The 20,627-nt window shown below is 66.3% G+C and carries 22 protein-coding genes; 10 read left to right on the top strand and 12 right to left on the bottom strand.

What is annotated here, in order from left to right; genetic code table 11:
* The first annotated feature begins 114 nt into the window (after positions 1 to 114).
* The gene (locus AC1RJ5_RS10980; RefSeq protein ID WP_493113295.1) at positions 115 to 855 is read left to right on the top strand and encodes an energy transducer TonB; all 741 of its coding nucleotides are present in this window, start codon (positions 115 to 117) and stop codon (positions 853 to 855) included.
* Here AC1RJ5_RS10980 and AC1RJ5_RS10985 read toward each other — a convergent pair.
* Positions 852 to 1,751, bottom strand: coding sequence for a LysR family transcriptional regulator (locus AC1RJ5_RS10985; protein ID WP_493113297.1), 900 nt, complete (start codon positions 1,749 to 1,751; stop codon positions 852 to 854). The genes AC1RJ5_RS10980 and AC1RJ5_RS10985 overlap by 4 nt on opposite strands.
* Before the next feature lie 97 nt (positions 1,752 to 1,848).
* Here AC1RJ5_RS10985 and AC1RJ5_RS10990 point away from each other — a divergent pair, with 97 nt between their 5' ends.
* Positions 1,849 to 3,012: an MFS transporter gene (locus tag AC1RJ5_RS10990; protein ID WP_184161409.1), complete on the top strand. Its 1,164-nt coding sequence runs from the start codon at positions 1,849 to 1,851 to the stop codon at positions 3,010 to 3,012.
* Between the two features lie 27 nt (positions 3,013 to 3,039).
* Complete coding sequence (locus tag AC1RJ5_RS10995) at positions 3,040 to 5,112, top strand: S9 family peptidase (RefSeq protein WP_493113299.1); 2,073 nt, start codon at positions 3,040 to 3,042, stop codon at positions 5,110 to 5,112.
* 172 nt (positions 5,113 to 5,284) lie between these two features.
* Here the strand turns inward: AC1RJ5_RS10995 and AC1RJ5_RS11000 are convergent, their stop codons facing one another.
* Entirely contained in the window at positions 5,285 to 5,488 is a 204-nt protein-coding gene (locus AC1RJ5_RS11000; RefSeq protein ID WP_269573855.1) for a hypothetical protein, read from the bottom strand.
* A gap of 131 nt (positions 5,489 to 5,619) precedes the next feature.
* Between AC1RJ5_RS11000 and AC1RJ5_RS11005 the strand changes: the two genes are divergently transcribed.
* The gene (locus AC1RJ5_RS11005; RefSeq protein ID WP_493113301.1) at positions 5,620 to 6,102 is read left to right on the top strand and encodes a c-type cytochrome; all 483 of its coding nucleotides are present in this window, start codon (positions 5,620 to 5,622) and stop codon (positions 6,100 to 6,102) included.
* A gap of 238 nt (positions 6,103 to 6,340) precedes the next feature.
* Here AC1RJ5_RS11005 and AC1RJ5_RS11010 read toward each other — a convergent pair whose 3' ends face one another.
* The gene (locus AC1RJ5_RS11010; protein WP_493113303.1) at positions 6,341 to 6,784 is read right to left on the bottom strand and encodes a globin domain-containing protein; all 444 of its coding nucleotides are present in this window, start codon (positions 6,782 to 6,784) and stop codon (positions 6,341 to 6,343) included.
* Between the two features lie 142 nt (positions 6,785 to 6,926).
* On the opposite strand from AC1RJ5_RS11010, the gene AC1RJ5_RS11015 reads away from it, so the two are divergent.
* Positions 6,927 to 7,877, top strand: a complete 951-nt coding sequence (locus AC1RJ5_RS11015) for a lipase family protein (protein WP_269573853.1) — start codon at positions 6,927 to 6,929, stop codon at positions 7,875 to 7,877.
* A 113-nt stretch (positions 7,878 to 7,990) separates the two neighbouring features.
* On the opposite strand, the gene AC1RJ5_RS11020 is transcribed toward AC1RJ5_RS11015, so the two are convergent.
* From AC1RJ5_RS11020 to AC1RJ5_RS11045, 6 genes are all read right to left on the bottom strand, one after another.
* Entirely contained in the window at positions 7,991 to 8,134 is a 144-nt protein-coding gene (locus AC1RJ5_RS11020) for a hypothetical protein (RefSeq protein WP_184161424.1), read from the bottom strand.
* A 142-nt stretch (positions 8,135 to 8,276) separates the two neighbouring features.
* Positions 8,277 to 8,897, bottom strand: coding sequence for an opacity protein (locus AC1RJ5_RS11025; protein WP_493113306.1), 621 nt, complete (start codon positions 8,895 to 8,897; stop codon positions 8,277 to 8,279).
* Between the two features lie 174 nt (positions 8,898 to 9,071).
* Positions 9,072 to 9,842 carry a hypothetical protein gene (locus AC1RJ5_RS11030; protein ID WP_493113308.1) on the bottom strand — a complete coding sequence of 257 codons (771 nt, stop codon included), beginning with the start codon at positions 9,840 to 9,842 and terminating at the stop codon, positions 9,072 to 9,074.
* A 33-nt stretch (positions 9,843 to 9,875) separates the two neighbouring features.
* Positions 9,876 to 10,934 carry a ribonucleotide-diphosphate reductase subunit beta gene (locus AC1RJ5_RS11035; protein ID WP_184161433.1) on the bottom strand — a complete coding sequence of 353 codons (1,059 nt, stop codon included), beginning with the start codon at positions 10,932 to 10,934 and terminating at the stop codon, positions 9,876 to 9,878.
* A gap of 58 nt (positions 10,935 to 10,992) precedes the next feature.
* Positions 10,993 to 11,214, bottom strand: coding sequence for a hypothetical protein (locus AC1RJ5_RS11040; RefSeq protein WP_493113310.1), 222 nt, complete (start codon positions 11,212 to 11,214; stop codon positions 10,993 to 10,995).
* Positions 11,211 to 11,543: a hypothetical protein gene (locus tag AC1RJ5_RS11045; RefSeq protein ID WP_342249344.1), complete on the bottom strand. Its 333-nt coding sequence runs from the start codon at positions 11,541 to 11,543 to the stop codon at positions 11,211 to 11,213. Before AC1RJ5_RS11045 ends, AC1RJ5_RS11040 begins: the two co-directional genes overlap by 4 nt.
* 101 nt (positions 11,544 to 11,644) lie before the next feature.
* Here AC1RJ5_RS11045 and AC1RJ5_RS11050 point away from each other — a divergent pair, with 101 nt between their 5' ends.
* Positions 11,645 to 11,908, top strand: a complete 264-nt coding sequence (locus AC1RJ5_RS11050; RefSeq protein ID WP_184161445.1) for a DUF2171 domain-containing protein — start codon at positions 11,645 to 11,647, stop codon at positions 11,906 to 11,908.
* A gap of 2 nt (positions 11,909 to 11,910) precedes the next feature.
* On the opposite strand, the gene AC1RJ5_RS11055 is transcribed toward AC1RJ5_RS11050, so the two are convergent.
* On the bottom strand, positions 11,911 to 12,390 hold the full coding sequence (locus AC1RJ5_RS11055; protein WP_493113313.1) for an endonuclease domain-containing protein: 480 nt from the start codon (positions 12,388 to 12,390) through the stop codon (positions 11,911 to 11,913).
* Between the two features lie 64 nt (positions 12,391 to 12,454).
* On the bottom strand, positions 12,455 to 14,404 hold the full coding sequence (locus tag AC1RJ5_RS11060) for a ribonucleoside-diphosphate reductase subunit alpha (protein ID WP_184161451.1): 1,950 nt from the start codon (positions 14,402 to 14,404) through the stop codon (positions 12,455 to 12,457).
* 683 nt (positions 14,405 to 15,087) lie between these two features.
* On the opposite strand from AC1RJ5_RS11060, the gene AC1RJ5_RS11065 reads away from it, so the two are divergent.
* The 3 genes from AC1RJ5_RS11065 to AC1RJ5_RS11075 all read left to right on the top strand — a co-directional run bounded on the left by AC1RJ5_RS11065 (position 15,088) and on the right by AC1RJ5_RS11075 (position 19,614).
* Positions 15,088 to 16,752 carry an MFS transporter gene (locus AC1RJ5_RS11065; protein WP_269573846.1) on the top strand — a complete coding sequence of 555 codons (1,665 nt, stop codon included), beginning with the start codon at positions 15,088 to 15,090 and terminating at the stop codon, positions 16,750 to 16,752.
* Entirely contained in the window at positions 16,752 to 17,876 is a 1,125-nt protein-coding gene (locus AC1RJ5_RS11070; RefSeq protein ID WP_493113315.1) for an HlyD family secretion protein, read from the top strand. Before AC1RJ5_RS11065 ends, AC1RJ5_RS11070 begins: the two co-directional genes overlap by 1 nt.
* 67 nt (positions 17,877 to 17,943) lie before the next feature.
* Positions 17,944 to 19,614 (top strand): amidase, encoded by a 1,671-nt coding sequence (locus AC1RJ5_RS11075; protein WP_493113317.1) that lies wholly within the window; start codon positions 17,944 to 17,946, stop codon positions 19,612 to 19,614.
* A 19-nt stretch (positions 19,615 to 19,633) separates the two neighbouring features.
* Here AC1RJ5_RS11075 and AC1RJ5_RS11080 read toward each other — a convergent pair whose 3' ends face one another.
* Entirely contained in the window at positions 19,634 to 20,095 is a 462-nt protein-coding gene (locus AC1RJ5_RS11080) for a DUF2721 domain-containing protein (protein WP_184161462.1), read from the bottom strand.
* A gap of 42 nt (positions 20,096 to 20,137) precedes the next feature.
* Between AC1RJ5_RS11080 and AC1RJ5_RS11085 the strand changes: the two genes are divergently transcribed.
* Entirely contained in the window at positions 20,138 to 20,497 is a 360-nt protein-coding gene (locus AC1RJ5_RS11085) for a SpoIIAA family protein (RefSeq protein ID WP_493113319.1), read from the top strand.
* Positions 20,498 to 20,627: the final 130 nt, after the last annotated feature.

The raw sequence follows: 20,627 nt of genomic DNA on the forward strand, positions 1-20,627 counted from the left end.
TCCCTTCCTTGATTCGATGCAGCAACAACTTGCCTGGGTGCCGCGCGGTTGCATGAACTGAAAACAACAAGGTGTTCATGGGATCGTTCGGCGGATCCAGCGCATTGGATGGGCATGACAGGCGCCGGAATCCCGACTCCGCGCGAGCGGCTGGGCAGCGCAGCGGGCGCGCTCGCTTTCGTGGCACTGCTGCTGTGGCTGCTGGTCAGCGGGCTGGGCGTACGCCTGCACATCATGCCCAGCCCATCCATGCAGCTGATCGACTTCACCCTGCCCCCGCCACCGCCGCCAGAGCCTGAAAAGCCCCCCGCCCCCAAACCCCGCCCCCCCAAGGAGGAAGGCAAGGCCTCCCCGCCCAACAAGACCTCCCGCGCCACCGAGGTGGCGACGCCGGTGAAGACGCCCCTCCCCCAGCCGATTCCCGCCGCGACGATCCCGGCGCAGGGCAGCGATGCGAGTTCGGGTAATGCGCCGATCGCCGGCCCGGGCACGGGATCGGGCGGGATCGGCGATGGCACCGGCAGCGGCGGGCGCGGCGATGGCGCGGGCGGTGGCGGCGGGACCGTGCTGCGGCTGCTCGAGGGCGACATCACCGGACGCGACTATCCCAAGGCGGCGGCACGTGCGGGCGCGCAAGGCACTGTCGGCCTGCGTTTCACCGTGGGGGTCAATGGCCGGGTGACCGACTGCCGGGTAACGCGATCGAGCGGCAATGCCGATCTCGACGAGACGACCTGCAAGCTTATCCAGAAGCGCTTCCGCTACGCACCAAGCCGCGATGCCAGCGGGCGGCCCTATGCCGATGTGGTCACCGGCGAGCAGGTCTGGGAGCTGTACGACCGGCCGGATCGCTAGCGCCCGAGTTTCTCCACCAGGAAATCGACAAACGCCCGCACCCGGGCCGGCCGGGTGGCGCCGCCGACATAGACCGCGTGGATGTCCTCCCGGTCTCCCGGGTTGAAAGGCTCGAGCAGGGAGACAAGCCGCCCGGCGGCGATATCCTGCGCCACGCTGAAGGTGCCGACCCGGGCGATGCCGACTCCCGCAAGCGCCAGCTCGGCAAGCGTCTCGCCATTGTTCGCCTCGATATTGCCGCCCACCGGCAGCGCATAGTCGCGCCCGTCGCGGCGAAACGGCCAGACCGGCTCGGCGCGACGGAAGTTGAAGTTGAGGCAATTATGCTCGTGCAGGTCCTCGGGAAGCTGCGGCGTGCCCATCCGCGCGAGATAGGCCGGGGCGGCGACGATCGAGCGCCCGGTCTCACCGATCTTGCGGGCAGTGAGCGCGCTGTCCGCCAGCGGGCCGAAGCGGATCGCGACATCGGCCCGGCCGCCGGCGACATCCTCCAGCGTGTCGCTCAGGCTGATATCGACGAGAATCCCGGGATGGCGCGTCACGAATTCGCCGAGCAGCGGCACGATCACCAGCCTGCCATGGGCCAGCGCCGCGCTTACCCGGAGACGCCCGCGCGGCGAAGCCTGGTCGGCGAGTTCCTCCTCCACCTCGGCGATATCGGCAAGGATGCGCTGGGCGGCATGGAGATAGGCATCGCCCTCCGGTGTGAGCGCCAGCCGGCGGGTGGTGCGGGTGATCAGCCGCACGCCCAGCCGCGCCTCGATCCGCCCGAGCGCACGGCTGACCGCCGAAGGGGTCAGGTCGAGCCGGCGCGCGGCAGCGGAGAGGCTCCCTTCGCGCACGGCGGTGACGAAGATCTCCATTTCCCCCGAGCGATCGGTCATGGCGCGCGTCATTCATGAATCCAATGCACAGATGTTTCGCCTTTCAGGCGCCTACCGGAAGCATGAGCGCCAGTCCATTTGTGTTGCCGCACAAATCGGAGCTGCATCCATGAGTCCCCGCCTCGCGCTCACTGCGCTTTCCATCGGTGCCTTCGGCATCGGCGTCACCGAATTCACCCCCATGGGCCTGCTGCCCGTGATCGCAGGCGACCTGGGTGTGTCGATCCCCACCGCCGGCCTGCTGGTCAGCGCCTATGCGATCGGCGTGCTGATCGGCGCGCCGCTGATGACGCTGACCACCGGGCGGGTGCCCCGCCGGACGCTGCTGATCGCGCTGACCGCGATCTTCACGCTGGGCAATCTGATGGCCGCCTTCTCCGACAGCTACGCGATGCTGCTGGCTGCCCGGATCGTCACCTCCCTCAATCACGGCGCCTTTTTCGGCGTCGGATCGGTGGTCGCCGCCGGCCTGGTGGCGCCCGAGAAGCGCGCGGGTGCCATCGCGACCATGTTCATGGGCCTGACGATCGCGACGATCGGTGGCGTACCGCTCGCCACCTGGGCGGGCGAGGCGATCGGCTGGCGTGCGGTGTTCGGCGCGATCGCGGCGATCGGCGTGGTGACGATGATCGCGCTGCGCCTGTTCGTCCCCGCCCTCCCGGCCGAGAAGGACGCCGACATGATGGCCGAGCTTCGCGTGCTCGGCCGCGGCCCGGTGCTCTTCGCGCTCGCGCTCACCATGGTCGGGTTCAGCGCGATGTTCACCGTGTTCACCTATATCGCACCGATCCTGCGCGAGGCGGCGCATGCCTCGACCTTCTGGGTCACGGTGGCACTGGTGATCTTCGGCATCGGCCTGACCGCGGGCAACTGGCTGGGCGGGCGCTATGCCGACAAGTCGGTGGAAGGCGCACTGATCACGATGACGGCGGCGCTGGCGGTGCTGCTGGTCGCCTTCGCCTTCGGCATGTTCTCGCTGCCGGTCGCGATCGTGCTGATGCCGCTCTGGGGCGCTGCCAGTTTTGCCCTGGTGCCGCCGCTGCAGATGCGGGTGATGGACGCCGCGCATGAAGCCCCCAACCTCGCCTCGGCCATGAACATCGGCGCATTCAACCTGGGCAATGCGATCGGCGCGGCGCTGGGCGGCGAAGTGATCCGCGAGGGGATGGGCTATCCGGCAGTGTCGCTCGCCGCCGCGGCGATGGCGCTGGTCAGTCTCGCGATGGTGCTCAGCCCCAAGCTGGTGCGCCGGCGCGCGGCGGCGCTGGCCTGACGACGGGGCGGGCGCTAGGAAGACGCGATGACCGATCTTCCCAAGCCGCCCGTAGCCGCTACCCGCCCGCATAGCTTCACCGCGCACGGAGTCACGATCGAGGACCCCTGGGCCTGGCTCAAGGACCCCGCCTATCCCACCGTCACCGACAAGGACGTGCTTTCCTATCTCGAGGAGGAGAACACGTTCTTCCAAGCGGTGATGGATCCCTTGAAGCCGCTCTCCGATACGCTGTTCACGGAAATGCGCGGGCGGATCAAGGAAGACGAATCGACCGTGCCGCAGAAGGACGGCGACTGGTTCTACTGGACCGATTACGAGACCGGCGGCGAATATCCGCGCTGGTGGCGCCGGCATGTGAATGGCGGCGAGGATGTGATGATCCTCGACGAACCGGCACTGGCCGCGGGCAAGGAGTATTTCCGGCTCGGCGCCTTTTCGGTGAGCCCCGACGGCAAGCTGCTTGCCTATGCCGTGGACGACAATGGCTCCGAGCGGTTCGAGGTCCGGGTGAAGGATCTGGAGAGCGGCCACCTGCTTCCCGACGTGATCCCGGGCATGCTCTCCGAGATCGTCTGGACCGCGGACTCCAAGGGCTTTCTCTACGGGCTGGCCAATGAGAACTGGCGGACCGACAATGCCCGCTGGCACGTGCTCGGCGAGCCGGTGGACAGCGATGTCGAGCTCTACAAGGAAGCGGACGAGGGCTATCGCGTCGGCGTGGGCGAGACCCAGTCGCGCAAGTATCTGCTGATCTCGACCGGCGACCATGTGACGAGCGAAGTCTATCTGCTCGACCCCGCCGACCCCTCGAAGCCAATGGTCTGCGTCTCCCCGCGCAAGCCGGGCCGCGAATATGACGTGGACGAGCATGACGGCACGCTGTTCATCCACACCAACGATATCGACCCGCAGTTCCGGCTGATGACCGCTTCGGTCGACAGCCCCGGCGAATGGATCGAGCGGATCGCACCGTCCGCCCATTTCTACATGACCGGCGTCACCTGCTTCGCCGACTATTTCATCGTCGAGGGCCGCGAGGACGGGCTCGATCAGATCGAGCTGCACCGCTACGACCCCGCCATCGCCCCGGTCCGCCTCGAATTCCCCGAGGCGAGCTATGTCGCGGGGCTGGGCGACAATCCCGAATATGCCATGGACAAGCTGCGCATCGGTTATGAGTCGATGGTCACGCCCGGCACCGTCTATGACTATAGCGTCGCCACCGGCGAGCTCGAGACGCTCAAGGTGCAGGAGATCCCGTCGGGCTATGACGGGAGCAAATACCGCACCGAGCGGCTGAAGATCACCGCCCGTGACGGCACCCAGGTTCCGGTCTCGATCGTCTACCCCAGGGACTTCCCCAGGGACGGCAGCGGCAAGCTCTATCTCTATGCCTATGGCGCCTATGGCTACGCGATCCCGCCCGGCTTCTCGACCAGCCGCATCTCGTTCCTCGACCGCGGCGTCGCATTCGCCATCGCGCATATCCGCGGTGGTGATGACCTGGGGCAGCAATGGTATCTCGACGGCAAGCTCGAGAAGCGGACAAACACGTTCAACGATTTCGTGGATTCCGCCCGGGGCTTGATAGGGGAGGGATTCACACATCCGGGCGGGATCGCGATTGCAGGGCGGTCCGCGGGGGGTGAACTGATGGGCGCGGTGGTCAATTCCGACCCCGAGCTCTGGGCCGCCGTCGTCGCCGACGTGCCGTTCGTCGACGTGCTCAACACCATGCTCGACGAGAGCCTGCCGCTCACCCCCGGCGAATGGCCCGAATGGGGCAACCCGGTGGAGGACGCCGCGGCCTTCGCGCTGATCCGCTCGTACAGCCCCTACGACAACGTCACCGCCCAGGCCTATCCGCCGCTGTTCATCTCGGGCGGCCTCAACGACCCGCGCGTCACCTATTGGGAGCCCGCGAAATGGGCGGCGAAGCTGCGCGCCACCAAGACCGACGACAATGTGCTGGTCCTCAAGACCAACATGGGCGCCGGCCATGGCGGCAAGTCGGGCCGCTGGGAGAGCCTGAAGGAAGCCGCCGACGAAATGGCGTTCGTCCTGTGGCAGCTCGACGCCACCGAGCTGAAGGGCTGAGCCCCGCCTTCCCGACGATATCAAGGAGCGGCCGGCCGCCAAGCCGGCCGCTTCAGCCAGCCAGATCAAATCCTACATTGCAAGCGGGCGGATTCCGTCGCGAGCCGATTTCGAGAGGCTTGCCCTTCCCAACCAGCTGCGCCGAGGCTGGGGCCCGGCCTTCGCCGGGGAACTAGGAAGAGCCCTCCCCCCGCGTGATCCGCGCCAGCAGCCGGGTCTCGCGGTGGCATTGGTGGCAGAAGGCGAAATCGAACGTCTCGCTGAGCACCCAGGCCTGGGAACTCGCGTCCCATTCGGCCCAGGCGTCGCGGGTGACGGCAACACCGCCGCAACGCTCGCATGCATATTCGACCCGAGGAGCATCGCCTTCTGCCACGCCCGGCACGATATGCGATTCCCGGTCCGTTTCGGCGGCAACCCTCTCCATAATGGAGGAGGTTTGCGCGGCCGTTGCGCGGGCTTCCGGGCGGGCCTAGCCTGTGCGCCTCCGACCAAGGGAGCCATCCAATGCGCACGTCCATGCTCGCACTCGGCGCCGCCGCCGCTTTGTTCACCAGCCTCGCCGCCACCGCCCCCGCCAGCCGCGCGCGGCCAGCCGCCGCCGATCCGAACGCGGAGGTGATCGCCGGACGCAAGGCGGCCTTCCTGATGTCCGGCGCGCTGTTCGGCCAGATCAAGGCGGGCGTCGACCGGGGCGACGATCCGAAGACCCTGGGCTTCGCCGCCCGCGCGCTGTCGCGCTGGGCGAGCGCGCTGCCCGGCATGTTCCCCGCCGGCAGCGGCGGCGCACCGTCCGAGGCGCTGCCCGCCGTGTGGAGCGACTGGGCCGGGTTCGAGGCCAAGGCAGCCGACTATGCGGCGGCGACGACCAAGCTCGCCGACCTGGCGCGCGCCGGCGACAAGCCGGGCTTCGCGGCGCAGTTCGCGGTGGTTGGGGGCACGTGCAAGGCGTGCCACGACACCTATCGCAAGGCCGAGGACAAGCATTGAGGGGGTAGGCCGCCCTTCCCGCTCCCGGCCCCCTAGTTCCCCGGCGAAAGCCGGGGCCCAGGGTAACAAGGCTACACGGCAGAGAAACCCTGGGCCCCGGCTTTCGCCGGGGAACGGAAGGGTGCGGCTCTCCCTTTTCATCGTCATCCCCGCGCAGGCGAGGATCCATTCTGGCTAGCCGTGATGCGTCTCACTCCCCTCAGTGCCAATGGATCCCCGCCTGCGCGGGGATGACGGATCAAACCTCCACCCGCGGCGTTGCCATCGCCTGCGCCATGCGGGTGAGCGCGTCGCCGATCTGGGCGGCCAGCTCGGTGTCGAGCGAGGGATCCCCGGCCAGCGCCTCGCGCATCGCCGTCGCCCATTGCGCCGCCAGTGCCGGTCCGAAATCCAGCTGGCGGTGCATGCGCATGATGCACAGGCCCGGGCGCTCGGCGAACCAGTCGCGCGGGCCGCCGAGCCAGGCGGTGAGGAAGCCGGCCAGCGAGGCGGCGATCGGGGCGAGATCGGGGCCGTGCGCGGCGCGCAGATCGGCATAGACGGGGTCGCGGTCGATCAGCGCATAGAAGCGCTCGGCCAGCGCCCGCACCGGCGCCGCGCCGCCGATCCGCGCAAAGGGCGTGGCCTCGCTCATCCTGACGCGGTGCCGCGCCGCCGCCCCGCCCGCCTTGATCGGCGTCAAGCCGGACCTCAGGGAAAACCCCGTTCACGCCGCCGACAGCGCGGCCATCCTATAATGATTTGGTCATTAACCTTAATTGTGCGTTCACCATGCCGTGCGGCGTGGCCATATGGCACCGGGAGTATTGCCGATGCACGATTGCATGAAACGCCGCCTGTTGTACGCGTCCAGCCAGGCCTATCAGCCGGGCATGCAGGTCCAGGGCCGCGGAGTCGGCTGGATCGAAGCGCCCTTCGTGGTGCGCCGCGAGACCGCATTGGGCGGGCGCGAGATCGACCAGGCGATCGTCGGCCGCACGCCCGAGGGCGTGGTGGTGGCGTTCCGCGGATCGCTCCCGCCCTATTTCGGCAGCAGCTATGACGGCTGGGACGTGGTGCTCGACTGGCTGAACGACGCCTTCTCGCTGTGCCTGGAAGATTCGCATTATGGCGGCGGCGTGCATTTCGGCTTTTCGGAATCGATGCGCCGGCTGTGGAGCGACGCGGGCTCGGGCCCGGGCGTGCGCACCGCGATCCAGGCGATGCTCGACCAGAGCCTGCTCGACCGCAAGGCGCGGCGGCATCTGTTCGTGACCGGCCATTCGAAGGGCGGCGCGCTCGCCAACCTGGCCGCGATGCGCGCGGCGCAGGCGAGCGAATGGGCCGATGTGCCGGTGAGCGTGGCGACGATCGCCGCGGCGCGCGCGGGCAATGCCGACTTCGCCGCGAGCTATGCGCGCACCCGCATCGCGTGCCTGCGCTACGAGATGCCGGGCGACCTGGTGCCGCACCTGCCGCTGAGCCCCGCGACGCCGGGCTGGGCGCGCAAGATCGCCAAGGGCGTGTTCCCCAAGCTCGCCGCCGCCGATTACCGACCGGTGGGTCTGCTCGTCTCGCCGCCGCCGGCGCTGAAGACCGGGCATCAGGCCTGGAGCGGCTCGCGCCGCCCGGTCCGCCGCCTGCTCGACCGGCGCGGCTCGGGCCTCGACGCGCTCGCCCCGGCGATCCTGAGCGCGCATGCGATCTGCCCGGGCAGCGGCTATGACCGGCTGATCTGCGAAGGCGAGGGTATGGTGTGCGATCACGGCGAGGCGCCGGCGCGCAAGCGGGCCTGAGGGCGGCGTACTTGCTCTGACGGTGCCCGGGGAGCAGAAGGGGGTGAATACCGAAAAGGGCGCGACGGCCGGATAGTGGCGGGCGAGCCGGGTGGCCCGCCCGCCGGCGCGGATCAGCCCAGCGGCATGTCGACGCAGATCAGCTTGCCCAGGACGTAGAAGCAGCCCGGCGGGAGCGGATCGTCGAACGCCAGGGCGACCGAGGGCGCGAGGGCCGACAGGGCGAACAGCGCGGCAACTGCGATCTTCTTCTTCATCGATGCACTCCTCCGATTGGTGGAGCGATCAGGCTATCGGTTGCGGGGTTCGGCTCAAGCCACCGGGGCCGATACCGACAGGTTTATTGGCACCGAAACGGGGGCGGCGCGGGCCGGAGCCCTGCGCCGCCTTTTTCGGGACTTAGAAGTGCGCGATCACGCCGGCCATCGGGCGGAAGCTCTTGGCGTCGCCGAAGGTGTTGATCTCCATGCGCAGGCGCAGGCCGCTGTTGCCGGTGATGCCGCCAAGGCCGATGTCCTTGGGGCCCACCTCGACGCCGGCACCATAGGTCATCGCGTGGAAATCGCGGCTGTTGTCACCGAGCGCGGCGAAATTGACCCATTGATAGCCGACCTTGCCATAGATCATGCCGCTTTCGCCCGCGCGCAGGCCGAAGCGCCCGGCGGCGCCATATTCCCAGTCGATATCGCCCTTGAAGCCCTTCACGACATTGCCCTCGGCGCCGACGAACACCGGGCCGAGCGGCACGTTGATGCCGGCGACGCCCTGGACGAGGCCGCCGTCATAGGCCTTGCCGTTCGCGGGCAACGGGATGCCGGCATTGGCCTGCTCGTCGAACCGCTCATAGCCGCCGAGGATGCCGATATAGGGCTCGATCCCGAAGGCGCGGGTGCCGTCGGGCGCGGTCTCGGCTGCCGGAGCGGCAGTGGTGGTGGCGGTGCTGTCCGTGTCCTGCGCCTGGGCGGCGGGGACGGCGAAGGGCAGCGCGGCGAATGCCGCGGCGGCGAGGATGGTACGCATGTTGGGGGAAACCTCGTGATTACTTCAGACACACGCCCCGCCAATGCCGCCCTGGATACGCGGGCGCTGGCGGCGGGGCTGTATGGGAAATGCGCGAGGAGTCAGTAGGTTGCGGGGTGGGCTTAATTGCGGCGGGGTGTTGCTTGGGGGACACGGTTGGGAACGAGATTGGCACTAGTCGCCGTCAGATTCCTCCGCATCTCGATCACCTGCAGTATCATCACGTACCATCGAGAAATAATCGTCAGCCAACTTCTTCATCGGCTTATTCAATTTATCAAAATCGAACTCCTTACGGAATTTCTCTTCACTAAAACCGCCCAAGGATTTTAAGGAATATCCCCCATCAATTCTATTAATGGATATCCCCATTGGCTCGAAATACGCTATGGCGGACATGCATCCACCAATAAAATACTGCCATTTCACGGTAGAGAACGCGTCCCTTGGATTGAATTCCTTACTATCACTCTCGGACATTTTTATTATTGAATACAGAGCTATCGCCAATCCAGAAGTCTTGTTCGAAGAATTCAAATTATCCATTGGCTTATAGGCAGCGCTCGCAGGGGATAGACCCCTTTCAATCTTGGTATTTATATCATCAAACTTTGGCTTCAACTCAGCAATATCTCTAGCCAAATCTTGCGTAAGCGAGAGCAATGTCTGCGATGCACTTCCTATGTTTCCAGACGATTCGGCAGCCTGATCCGCCGACGACCGAAGAACACCAACAGTCTCTGAGAAGCTCTGATTAGAGACGATCGAGTAGAAAATCGCCACAATAGCCAAGAAAAGAGAGGAAACAGCAACAGAGAAATTAAAGAAATCAAGCAGCTTATCCGAGTCAGGCTTTTGAACTATTAGCCAACAAATACATATCACAAGGGCAACAACAACCCAAAAGCAGTGCACCCCTCCGTGCCGCTTCCAATGCTCCTTCATTGCCGCCCCTCTTCTCCGAATAGCCTTCCGACATCACTCCGCCGCAACCCCGGACCCAGAGAACATGTCCGGCCCGCCTTCGGCCGCGTCCTCATTGGCCACCGGGGTGGCCTTGGCCTTCTGGCGCTTGTCGAACGAGTCCCACACCTCGCCCCAGTTGCCGCGGGTCGCTGCCTTCGAATATTCGGTCGCGCGGGTCTCGAAGAAGTTGGCGTGCTCGACGCCGTTGAGCAGCGGGGCGAGCCAGGGGAGCGGGTGCTCCTCGACCATGTAGATCGGCTTCATGCCGAGCTGGCCCAGGCGCCAGTCCGCGATGTAGCGGACATACTTCTTGATCTCCTTGGGCGTCATGCCGTTGACCGGGCCCATCTCGAAGACGAGGTCGATGAACGCGTCCTCGATGCGCACCGTCTTCTGGCACATGTCGAGAATGTCGTCGCGGACCGACGGGGTGAGGCAGTTGCGCTCCTTGCAGAAGGCGTGGAACAGCTTGATGATGCCTTCGCAGTGCAGGCTCTCGTCGCGGACCGACCAGCTGACGATCTGGCCCATGCCCTTCATCTTGTTGAAGCGCGGGAAGTTCATCAGCATCGCGAAGCTGGCGAAGAGCTGCAGGCCCTCGGTGAAGCCGCCGAACATGGCGAGCGTCTTGGCGATATCCTCGTCGCTGTCGACGCCGAAGGTGCTCAGATAGTCATGCTTGTCCTTCATCTCCTTGTACTGGAGGAAGGCGGCATATTCGGTCTCGGGCATGCCGATCGTGTCGAGCAGGTGCGAATAGGCGGCGATGTGGACCGTCTCCATGTTGCTGAACGCGGTCAGCATCATCTTGATCTCGGTCGGCTTGAACACGCGGCCGTATTTCTCGTGGTAGCAGTCCTGCACCTCGACGTCCGCCTGGGTGAAGAAGCGGAAGATCTGGGTGAGCAGGTTGCGCTCGTGATCGGTGAGCTTCTGCGCCCAGTCGCGGCAATCCTCGCCCAGCGGCACTTCCTCCGGCAGCCAGTGGATCTGCTGCTGGCGCTTCCAGAAATCGAACGCCCAGGGATATTCGAAGGGCTTGTAGGTCTTGCGGGCTTCGAGAAGCGGCATGGGAGTTACTCCGGGATGAACTTGGGAAAGGAAGGAAGGGCGGGCGCGAGCGGGGCGGTCATGCCGCGCCTCCCGCCAGGGTGAAGACGGCGGCGAAACCGCCGAGGAACAGGCCGAGCGCGAGCAGCATCATGCCGGCGATGCGCAGGGCGTAGGTGGTGGCCTCCGCCTCGGGCAGGCCGAGCGCGGCGCGCGCCGTGGCGGGCCTCACCAGCGTGGCGAGGCCGGCGGCGCCCGCGGCTCCGGCGATGCCGGCCATCAAGGCGAGGCTGCGGGTCATTCGTGGTCGATCACCGTGGTGTCGCCGCGGCGGACGGTGCGGTCGCGGTAGACGACCCTGGTCACCCGGGTGCCGCGATTGGCGCCGACGCCGAACACGCAGATGCCGAGGAAATAGCCGAAGTCGTACCAGCCGCCATTGTTGGGCACGGCATAGACCGCGACGTCGGGCACGATCAGCGAGAGGAACCACGCCACCGGGAAGATGAAGCCGTGCCAGAGGCCGAGCAGGAAGCCCGGCGCCTCGGGCTGGACGGCCGTGGGTATCTGCTTCGCGCAGGCGGCGAGCAGCAGGAAGGCGGCGACGGACAGAGTGCGGAACGGCTTCATGCAATCCCCCGAACGGGTGAGTGACAGGCTGCACGCGCGGCTGCATCGTTTCCCCGCCGCGCGCGTTGAGCGTGCGAAACCGTCCCCCAAGGAGAATGGCGATGACCGACGTGAGTGCAATCAAGGAGCATATGGAAGTGATCGGCGCCGACGGCGTCCATGTCGGTACCGTCGACCATGTCGAAGGCGAGCGCATCAAGCTCACCAAGAAGGATAGCGGCGCCGAGATCGAGGGCGCCGAGGGCTCGCATGCCGGGCACCACCACTACATCTCGCTCGGCCTGGTCGCCGGCGTGGAAGGCGATCAGGTCCGCCTGAGCGCGAACGCCGATGTGGCGGTCGAGATCTTCGAGGAAGAAGCCTGAGCTCAAAACCCCTCTCCCTTTGGGAGAGGGGCAAGCCGCGAAGCGGCGCGGGGTGAGGGTGAGCGCGATGCAGCTTGCGATTGGCGACCCTCACCCTTCCCACTCGGCTTCGCCGAGCGGGCCCCTTCCCTCTCCCAAAGGGAGAGGGAAATTTGGGCGATCACGCCGTCGGCGTTTTCCAGCACATCGTTGTTCCAGAACCGCAGCACGCGATAACCCTCGGACTCGATAAAGCGCGTGCGGCGCGCATCATATTCGACGGCCTCCGCATGCTGGCCGCCATCCACCTCGATCACCAGACGCTCGGCGAAGCAGAGGAAATCGACGCGATATGGCCCGACCGGGGCCTGAAACCGCCACTTCCTGTCGTGAAAGGCAGTGCGCAGCGCGCGAAGCAACCTCTTCTCAGCTTCCGTGGCACCCCGCCGCAACTCTCGAAGCCGCGGCACCGTGCCTGACGGTTGATCCTGATAGAGGCGCACTCGCCCTCACCCTTCCGCCGCTTCGCGGCTCCCTCCCTCTCCCAGAGGGAGAGGGATTATTGCCTCACTGGCACGCCAGGCATTCGTCGTAATCGGTCGACTCGCCCAGGTTGAACTGCGGCTTGTCGATCGTGTTGTCGGCTTCCACGCCGCCCGCGAAGCCGGCGCGCTGCACCGACTTGGAACGCAGATAATAGAGCGACTTGATGCCGAGCTCCCAGGCGCGGAAGTGGAGCATCAGCAGGTCCCACTTCTCGACATCGGCCGGGATGAACAGGTTCAGCGACTGCGCCTGATCGATATAGGGCGTGCGGTCGCCGGCGAGTTCGAGCAGCCAGCGCTGATCGATCTCGAAGCTCGTCTTGTAGACGTCCTTCTCTTCCGGCGTGAGGAAGTCGAGGTGCTGGACCGAGCCGCCCTGCTCGAGGATCGAGTTCCACACCGCATCCGAGTTCTTGCTCTTCTCCGAGAGCAGCTTCTCCAGATACGGGTTCTTGACCGAGAAGGAGCCCGACAGCGTCTTGTGCGTGTAGATGTTGGCCGGGATCGGCTCGATGCAGGCCGAGGTGCCGCCGCAGATGATCGAGATCGACGCGGTCGGCGCGATCGCCATCTTGCACGAGAAACGCTCCATCACGCCCATGTCGGCCGCGTCCGGGCACGGGCCGCGCTCGACGGCGAGCGCCATCGAGGCCTGATCGACCTGCGCCTTGATGTGCTTGAACATCCGCAGGTTCCAGCTCTTGGCCATCGCGCCTTCGAACGGGATGCCGCGTGCCTGGAGGAAGGAGTGGAAGCCCATCACGCCGAGGCCGACGCTACGCTCGCGGCTGGCCGAATAGGCGGCCTTCTCCATGCCGGGCTCGGCGCGGTCGATATAATCCTGCAGGACGTTGTCGAGGAAGCGCATCACGTCCTCGATCAGGTTCTTGTCGTCCTTCCACTGATCCCAGGTTTCCATGTTGAGCGACGAGAGGCAGCACACAGCGGTGCGCTCATTGCCCAGATGGTCCTTGCCCGTCGGCAGCGTGATTTCCGAACAGAGGTTCGAGGTCGAGACCTTGAGGCCCAGATCGCGGTGATGCTTGGGCATGTTCGAGTTCACGTGATCGCTGAACACGATGTACGGCTCGCCGGTGGCGAGACGGGTTTCGACCAGCTTCTGGAACAGCGCGCGCGCATCGACCTTGCCGCGCTCGGACTGGTCCTTGGGCGAACGCAGCACCCACTCCTCGCCGTTGCGCACCGCTTCCATGAACGCGTCGGGGATCAGCACGCCGTGGTGCAGGTTCAGCGCCTTGCGGTTGAAGTCGCCCGACGGCTTGCGGATCTCGAGGAACTCCTCGATCTCCGGGTGCGAGATGTCGAGATAGCAGGCGGCCGAACCGCGGCGCAGCGAGCCCTGCGAGATCGCCAGCGTCAGCGAATCCATCACGCGGACGAACGGGATGATGCCCGAGGTCTTGCCGTTGAGGCCGACCGGCTCGCCGATGCCACGCACCGAACCCCAATAGGTGCCGATGCCGCCGCCGCGCGAGGCCAGCCAGACATTCTCGTTCCAGGTGTCGACGATGCCGTTCAGGCTGTCCGGCACCGAATTGAGGAAGCAGGAGATCGGCAGGCCGCGGCCGGTGCCGCCGTTCGACAGAACGGGAGTGGCGGGCATGAACCACAGCTTCGAGATATAGTCGTAGATGCGCTGGGCGTGCGCCTGATTGTCGGCATAGGCCGAGGCGACGCGCACGAACAGGTCCTGGAAATTCTCGCCAGGCAGCAGATAGCGGTCGCGCAGCGTTTCCTTGCCGAACTCGGTGAGCAGCGCGTCACGCGAATGATCGACCTCGACATCATACGCACGCGGCGCGACGGTCTTGGAATCGGTCTTCTTGCGCAGCTTGGGCGCGGCCTTCTCGGCAGCGGCCTTGGCTGCCGCATCCGTGGCGGCCTTGACGGCAGCGGTGGGGGCTTCGGCGACGGTATCGTTCACGCTGTTTTCCGTGTCCCTGAATTCCATGACAACACCCCTGATAAAGCTTCACGCGCCTCTCGCATTGGAGAGACATCAAATCCCGACTCAAGGGGCGCCGATACTATCACCGGCTCGGTCGATCGCGAAGAACAAAACATGTCCATCACACCTCGTCCCAGGCACGAGTCGACCCCTTCCGCATATGGGTATGCGGCGGAGAGTCCACCAGTGCTTGAGCTTGCCCCTCAGTGCAACCACAACAGATTGTGCCAAACCGAGTCCGGGCACAAGAGCCGAAATGGTTAATATCCACAACGCTTCGTCGCTAAAATGACTCGCTTCACAGCAGCTGCGCAACTGCTGCAATGCCGCGACGCGCGGACTTTCCTAGGGTTTCCGAAAGGCAAGGGAACGAACGCGGAACGTAAATTTTTTTAACGTGGAGGACTCATGGCGACCACAAGGGCTTGTGGTTGACCGCTCGGAAGCACCGCAGATGGTGGCTGTCCGATTGTTCCCGGCGAAAGCCGAAGCCCGGGGTCACACGCAGCATGGCAAAGAAACCCTGGGCCCCGGCTTTCGCCGGGGAACCGGGTGCCCGGATGCCCGCTCACCCCAATGAGCGACGGCGTACTACACCGCGCGGCAATTGCAGATTGCGCCGCAGCCATGCGACTATACCAAGGTGCGCTTGCGGATCGTTCCGCCGCATGCGGAATTATATCGGGATGGCAACGAACGGGGCAGAAGCGGAGGATCGGGACGCCTGGCAACCGGCGCCGCATGAACGCTCGCCCATCCCCGGATCGCCGCCCACCCCCTGGCACCCGCTGTCGCGGCGCATCGCCTATTTCTCGGTCGCGGTGCTGGTGGTGCTGTCCGGATCGCTCGGCAATGCGATCGTCACCGCCAACCTGACCACGCTGCAGGGATCGCTGGGGCTCTATTCGGCCGAGATCCAGTGGCTGCCGACCGCCTATGTGATGACCAATGTCTGCGCCAACATGGTGCTCATCAAGTTCCGCCAGCAATTCGGCATAAGGCTGTTCACCCAGATCTTCCTGATCGCCTTCGCGCTGACCACCGCCTCGCACCTGCTGGTCCACAGCTTCGCCAGCGCCGTCGCGGTGCGCGCGATCAGCGGGATCGCGGCGGCGGCATGCAGCACGGTGGGGCTGCTCTACATGGTGCAGGCCTGGACGCCCGAGCACCGGCTGAAGGGCATCGTGCTCGCCGTATCGCTGCCGCAGATCGCCGTGCCGCTGGCCCGGCTGTTCCCCAGCGAGGCCTTCGAGCCCGATCGCTGGCAGACCATGTATCTGTTCGAGCTGGGGCTGGCGCTGTTCTGCCTGGCCGGGGTGCGGCTGCTGGTGCTGCCGCCGGTCGAGCGGATGAAGGCGTTCGAGCCGCTCGACTTCGTGACCTTCCCGATCTTCGCGGTGGGCATCGCATTGCTCTGCGCGGTGCTCGGGCTGGGCCGGTCGGTCTGGTGGTTCGAGGCGCCCTGGGTAGCGCCGGCGCTGATCGGGGCGATCGTGCTGATCCCGATCGCGGTGGTGATCGAGCATAACCGCAGCAATCCGCTGCTCAACACCCGCTGGCTGGGCAGTGGCGACATCGTGCGCTTCGCGCTGGTATCGATCCTGACCCGGGTGGTGCTTTCCGAACAATCGATCGGGGCATCGGGCCTGCTGACCGTGCTCGGCATGGGCAATGACCAGATGCGGATGCTCTATCTGGTGGTGCTGCTCGCCACGTTGGCCGGCATCGTGATCGGCGCGCTGACCATCGATCCCAATTTCCTGGGTGGGCCGATCCTGGTGGCGCTGGCGCTGATCTGCGTCGGTGCGCTGATCGATTCGGGATCGACCAGCCTGACCCGGCCGCACGACTTCTATTTCAGCCAGGCGCTGATGGGTTTCGCCAGCGCGCTGTTCATCGGCCCCGCGCTGCTGATCGGGCTGACCCGGGCGCTCAAGGAAGGGCCGACCCATTTCGTCAGCTTCTCGGCGCTGTTCGGCATCACCCAGAATCTGGGCGGGCTGTTCGGCAGCGCGATGCTCGGCACCTTCCAGGTGATCCGCGAGCATGCCCATAACAATGCGATCGTCGCGCAGCTGGCGGATGGCGACCCGCTGGTGGCGCAGCGGCTGCAGCAATATGCCGCCGCCTATGGCCGGGTGCTGATCGACCCGGCACTGCGCCAGGCCGAGAGCGCGGCGATCCTGACCCAGACAGTGACGCGCGAAGCCAATGTGCTCGCGTACAACGACACCTTCCTGCTGGTCGCGGCGATCGCGGCGGCGACGATCGTCTGGGCGAGTTTTCACATATTCCGGATCCGGCGCGAGAATCTGCGCCGGGCAGCGGAACAACAGGCGGGAGCATCCTGATGGCAGACGGGCAAGAACCGGCCCCTCCGGCAACCAGCGAAGGCGCCGATCCGCCACCGGCGCCAGCGGCGGCCGCGCGGCGCTGGAAGCCGCCGAGGCTTTCCTGGCTCTCGATCGCGATCGCGGCGGCGCTGATCCTGATCGGCGTGACCGCGGTGCTGATGGCGTGGCAGGCATGGCCGTTCGGCGGGCGCAGCCAGTCGACCGAGAATGCCTATGTCCGCGGGCAGGTGACGATCATCAGCCCGCAGGTGAGCGGCTATCTGACCAGCGTGCCGGTACAGGATTTCGCGCGGGTGAAGGCCGGCGACGTGCTGGCGACGATCGACGACCGGATCTACGCCCAGCGGGTCGACCAGGCGAAGGCGAATGTCGCCAGCGCCGATGCGGCGCTCGCCAACAATCCGCAGCAGGTGGCGTCGAAGACCGCGACCCTGGGATCGCAGCAGGCAGCGGTCGCCTCGGCCCAGGCGCAACTCGCCAAGGCGCAGGCCGATTATGCCCGGATCGACGCGCTGGCGAAGAACGGCTTCGTCACGCGCAAGGACCGCGATGCGGCGCTCGCCACGCTGCGCACCGCCCAGTCGGCGGTGGCGCAGGCCCAGGCGGCGCGGACGGTGGCGACGCAGGACATCCGCAGCGTCGATGTGAGCAAAAGCGGGCTGGTCGCCTCGGTCGACGCCGCCAAGGCCGCGCTGCGCCTGGCCGAGATCGACCTGGCCAATACGGTGATCCGCGCCCCGGTGGCCGGGCAGCTGGGCGAGATCGGCGGACGGCAGGGGCAATATGTCACCGCCGGCACTCAGCTGATGGCGCTGGTGCCGCAGACGCTCTGGGTGACCGCGAACTTCAAGGAAGCGCAGACCGCGAAGATCCGACCGGGCGCGAAGGCGAGCTTCAAGGTGGACGCGCTGGGCGGGGCGCGGCTGACCGGGGTGGTCGAGCAGCTGGCGCCGGCGGCGGGGTCGGAGTTCGCGGTGATCCGCAGCGACAATGCCACGGGCAATTTCGTGAAGATCCCGCAGCGGATCGCGGTGCGGATCCGGATCGACCCGGACCAGCCGCTGGCCGGCCGGCTGCGGCCGGGCATGTCGGTGGAGGCGAAGGTGGAGCTTGGGCGCTAGCGGCTACCCTTCCAGCGCGAGGAGTGGGGCGCTAGGCTGGTCGCGAAACGAGATTCGGGGACGGCATATGCGCACGGGACTGACGGCTTTGGCGGTGGCACTTGCCTGGGCATCGCCCGCTTGGGCACAGGAAGCGCCCGCTCCGGCGCCCGGGGCCGCGCCGGTGATTACCCCGACGCCGCTGCCCGCCGACGCGGTGGTGGTCAGCACCGACGACAATCCGGCCAACCTTGTCGTCGAGAAGTCGATCGACGAGCTGCAGGCGATGCTCGCCGCCGGCAAGGTCGAGGCGTGGAAGCTCGCCGACCTCTATGTCGAGCGGATCGGCAAGGTGGACCGCGACGGGCCGACGCTGCGCTCGGTGATCGTCACCGCCCCGGCCAAGGACCTGCGCTATGACGGCCGCGCCAGCGACGACCGGCGCAAGGCGGGCAAGACGCTGGGGCCGCTCGACGGCATCCCGGTGCTGATCAAGGACAATATCGAGACGCAGAACATGCCCACCACTGCGGGCAGCCTGGCGCTTGCCAACAACGATACCGGCCGCGACGCGCCGCTGGTGGCGAAGCTGCGGGCGAAAGGCGCGGTGATCCTCGGCAAGACCAACCTCAGCGAATGGGCGAACATCCGCTCGAACCATTCGATGAGCGGGTGGAGCGCGGTCGGCGGGCTGGTCAGGAACCCCTATGCGCTCGATCGCTCGGCCTGCGGCTCGTCGAGCGGTTCGGGCGCGGCGGTGGCGGCAAGCCTCGCGGCGGCGGCGGTGGGCACCGAGACCGACGGATCGGTGGTGTGCCCTGCGGCGATGAACGGGCTGGTGGGCCTCAAGCCCACGCTCGGCCTGATCAGCCGCACCGGGGTGGTGCCGATCAGCCATAGCCAGGATACGCCCGGGCCGATGGCGCGGACGGTCAAGGACGCAGCGATCCTGTTCGGCGCGATGATCGGCAGCGACCCCGGCGATCCGGCGACCAAGGATGCCGACAAGCACAAGGCGGACTATGCCGCCGGCCTCAGCCCCGATGCGCTGAAGGGCATGAAGATCGGCTATTGGAAGCCCGAGATGGCCGCCGACCTCGCCACGCGCTTCGACAAGGCGCTCGAGGAGCTGACCGCGGCGGGCGCGGTGCTGGTCGAAGTGAAGATGCCCGAATTGAAGGGGCTGGGCGAGGCCGAGGGGCTGGTGCTCTACACCGAGCTCAAGGCCGACATGGCGACCTATCTCGCCACCACGCCGGCCAGCGTGGGCCCGAAGACGCTCGCCGACCTGATCGCGTTCAACGAAGCGAACAAGGCGAGCGAGATGCCGTTTTTCGGGCAGGAGACCTTCCTCAAGGCCGAGAAGACCAAGGGGCTCGACGATCCCGACTACAAGGCGGCGCGCGAGAAATCGGCACGGATGGCGGGACCGGAGGGGATCGACGCGATGCTGGCCGCCGGTGGCGTGCAGATCCTCGTCACCCCGACCTATGGCACGCCCTGGCTGAGCGATCCGGCCCATGGCGACCAGTTCCAGGGTCCTTCGGCGAGCGAATTGCCGGCGGTGTCGGGCTATCCGCACCTCACCGTGCCGATGGGGCTGGTGAACGGGTTGCCGGCCGGGCTTTCGTTCATCGGCACGGCCTATTCGGACGGGCTGCTGCTCAAGGCCGGCTATGCCTATGAGCAGGCCACGCACGCCCGGGTGGTGCCGCAATATCTGCCGACGATCCCGGCGGACCTGGGGCCGCGCAAGTAACCCGTCGCCCCGGCGACGGTTACCGCTTCTTCTCGAGCTCGAGAAGTTCCTCGCGCACATGGATCGCCTCGAGCGACATGCGCACCTCGACCAGGAAATAGATCAGCCCGGCCATCAGGAGGAGCATCGAGATGATGAAGCTCGACGCCACCCAGATGCCGACATGGAGGTTGGTCAGCCGCGCGACGAACATCATCGCGACGACGAGACAGATCGCCAGCGCGCTGGCGGTGCACAGGAAGATCGCGTTGTTGATGACCGAGATGCGGCGATCGATGATGCGCAGTTCCCAGACATGGCGGTCATGCTCGGGCCCGGTCGAGCGCGGGTGAAGCTGCTCGATGTTGCGCGCGCGATCGACGATCCGGGCAAGCCGCCCGACCATCACGTTGAGGAACGCCCCGATGCCCGCGAGCAGGAACACCGGCGCGATCGCGGCCTGGATGGTCTCGGAGACCGTGGAGAGATAGGGGCCTTCCATCGTTATCCTTATGCCGGGTGCGAAACGAGGAGTGAAGACGCGATGATGACCTTCGAGACCGATACGCAGGCAGGCGTCGTCGAGTTCCTTGTCGATGGCGGTGTGACCCGCGCGGACTATGATGCGGGCGTAGCCGCGATGGAAGCGGTGATCGCGGACAAGGGCAGCCTTTCGGCGCTTGCGGTGATCCGCAATTTCTCCGGCATGGAGCTGGGCGCCTGGTGGAAGGACATAAGCTGGGGCGCCACGCACATGGGCAAGATCCGCCGCGCCGCGATCGTCACCGACAGCGGCTGGATCGAAATGGCGACCCGGGCAGGCAGCATGATGGTCTCGGCCGAGGTGAAGCTGTTCAAGCCCGACGCGCTCGACGAAGCGCGTGCCTGGGTGCGGGAGGGCTGAGGGGCATCCAGGTGCAACCTAATCCTCCCCCGGAGGGGGAGGGGGACCGCCGCGAAGCGGTGGTGGAGGGGTAGCGCGCCTCAAGCTTCAAAGCCCGTGGAGAATACCCCTCCACCACCGCTTCGCTGGT

It is taken from the genome of Sphingomonas sp. GW822-FHT03G08 (assembly GCF_058801135.1).

Excerpts from the sequence above, each read along its gene's own strand:
- AC1RJ5_RS11035 (WP_184161433.1), bottom strand. The coding sequence starts at position 10,934 with ATGCCGCTTCTCGAAGCCCGCAAGACCTACAAGCCCTTCGAATATCCC.
- AC1RJ5_RS11020 (WP_184161424.1), bottom strand. The coding sequence starts at position 8,134 with ATGAAGAAGAAGATCGCAGTTGCCGCGCTGTTCGCCCTGTCGGCCCTC.
- AC1RJ5_RS11025 (WP_493113306.1), bottom strand. The coding sequence starts at position 8,897 with ATGCGTACCATCCTCGCCGCCGCGGCATTCGCCGCGCTGCCCTTCGCC.
- AC1RJ5_RS11060 (WP_184161451.1), bottom strand. The coding sequence starts at position 14,404 with ATGGAATTCAGGGACACGGAAAACAGCGTGAACGATACCGTCGCCGAA.
- AC1RJ5_RS11050 (WP_184161445.1), top strand. The coding sequence starts at position 11,645 with ATGACCGACGTGAGTGCAATCAAGGAGCATATGGAAGTGATCGGCGCC.
- AC1RJ5_RS11040 (WP_493113310.1), bottom strand. The coding sequence starts at position 11,214 with ATGACCCGCAGCCTCGCCTTGATGGCCGGCATCGCCGGAGCCGCGGGC.
- AC1RJ5_RS11045 (WP_342249344.1), bottom strand. The coding sequence starts at position 11,543 with ATGAAGCCGTTCCGCACTCTGTCCGTCGCCGCCTTCCTGCTGCTCGCC.
- AC1RJ5_RS11080 (WP_184161462.1), bottom strand. The coding sequence starts at position 20,095 with ATGGAAGGCCCCTATCTCTCCACGGTCTCCGAGACCATCCAGGCCGCG.
- AC1RJ5_RS10995 (WP_493113299.1), top strand. The coding sequence starts at position 3,040 with ATGACCGATCTTCCCAAGCCGCCCGTAGCCGCTACCCGCCCGCATAGC.
- AC1RJ5_RS11065 (WP_269573846.1), top strand. The coding sequence starts at position 15,088 with ATGGCAACGAACGGGGCAGAAGCGGAGGATCGGGACGCCTGGCAACCG.
- AC1RJ5_RS10985 (WP_493113297.1), bottom strand. The coding sequence starts at position 1,751 with ATGACGCGCGCCATGACCGATCGCTCGGGGGAAATGGAGATCTTCGTC.
- AC1RJ5_RS10990 (WP_184161409.1), top strand. The coding sequence starts at position 1,849 with ATGAGTCCCCGCCTCGCGCTCACTGCGCTTTCCATCGGTGCCTTCGGC.
- AC1RJ5_RS11085 (WP_493113319.1), top strand. The coding sequence starts at position 20,138 with ATGATGACCTTCGAGACCGATACGCAGGCAGGCGTCGTCGAGTTCCTT.
- AC1RJ5_RS11075 (WP_493113317.1), top strand. The coding sequence starts at position 17,944 with ATGCGCACGGGACTGACGGCTTTGGCGGTGGCACTTGCCTGGGCATCG.
- AC1RJ5_RS11005 (WP_493113301.1), top strand. The coding sequence starts at position 5,620 with ATGCGCACGTCCATGCTCGCACTCGGCGCCGCCGCCGCTTTGTTCACC.
- AC1RJ5_RS11030 (WP_493113308.1), bottom strand. The coding sequence starts at position 9,842 with ATGAAGGAGCATTGGAAGCGGCACGGAGGGGTGCACTGCTTTTGGGTT.
- AC1RJ5_RS11070 (WP_493113315.1), top strand. The coding sequence starts at position 16,752 with ATGGCAGACGGGCAAGAACCGGCCCCTCCGGCAACCAGCGAAGGCGCC.
- AC1RJ5_RS10980 (WP_493113295.1), top strand. The coding sequence starts at position 115 with ATGACAGGCGCCGGAATCCCGACTCCGCGCGAGCGGCTGGGCAGCGCA.
- AC1RJ5_RS11015 (WP_269573853.1), top strand. The coding sequence starts at position 6,927 with ATGAAACGCCGCCTGTTGTACGCGTCCAGCCAGGCCTATCAGCCGGGC.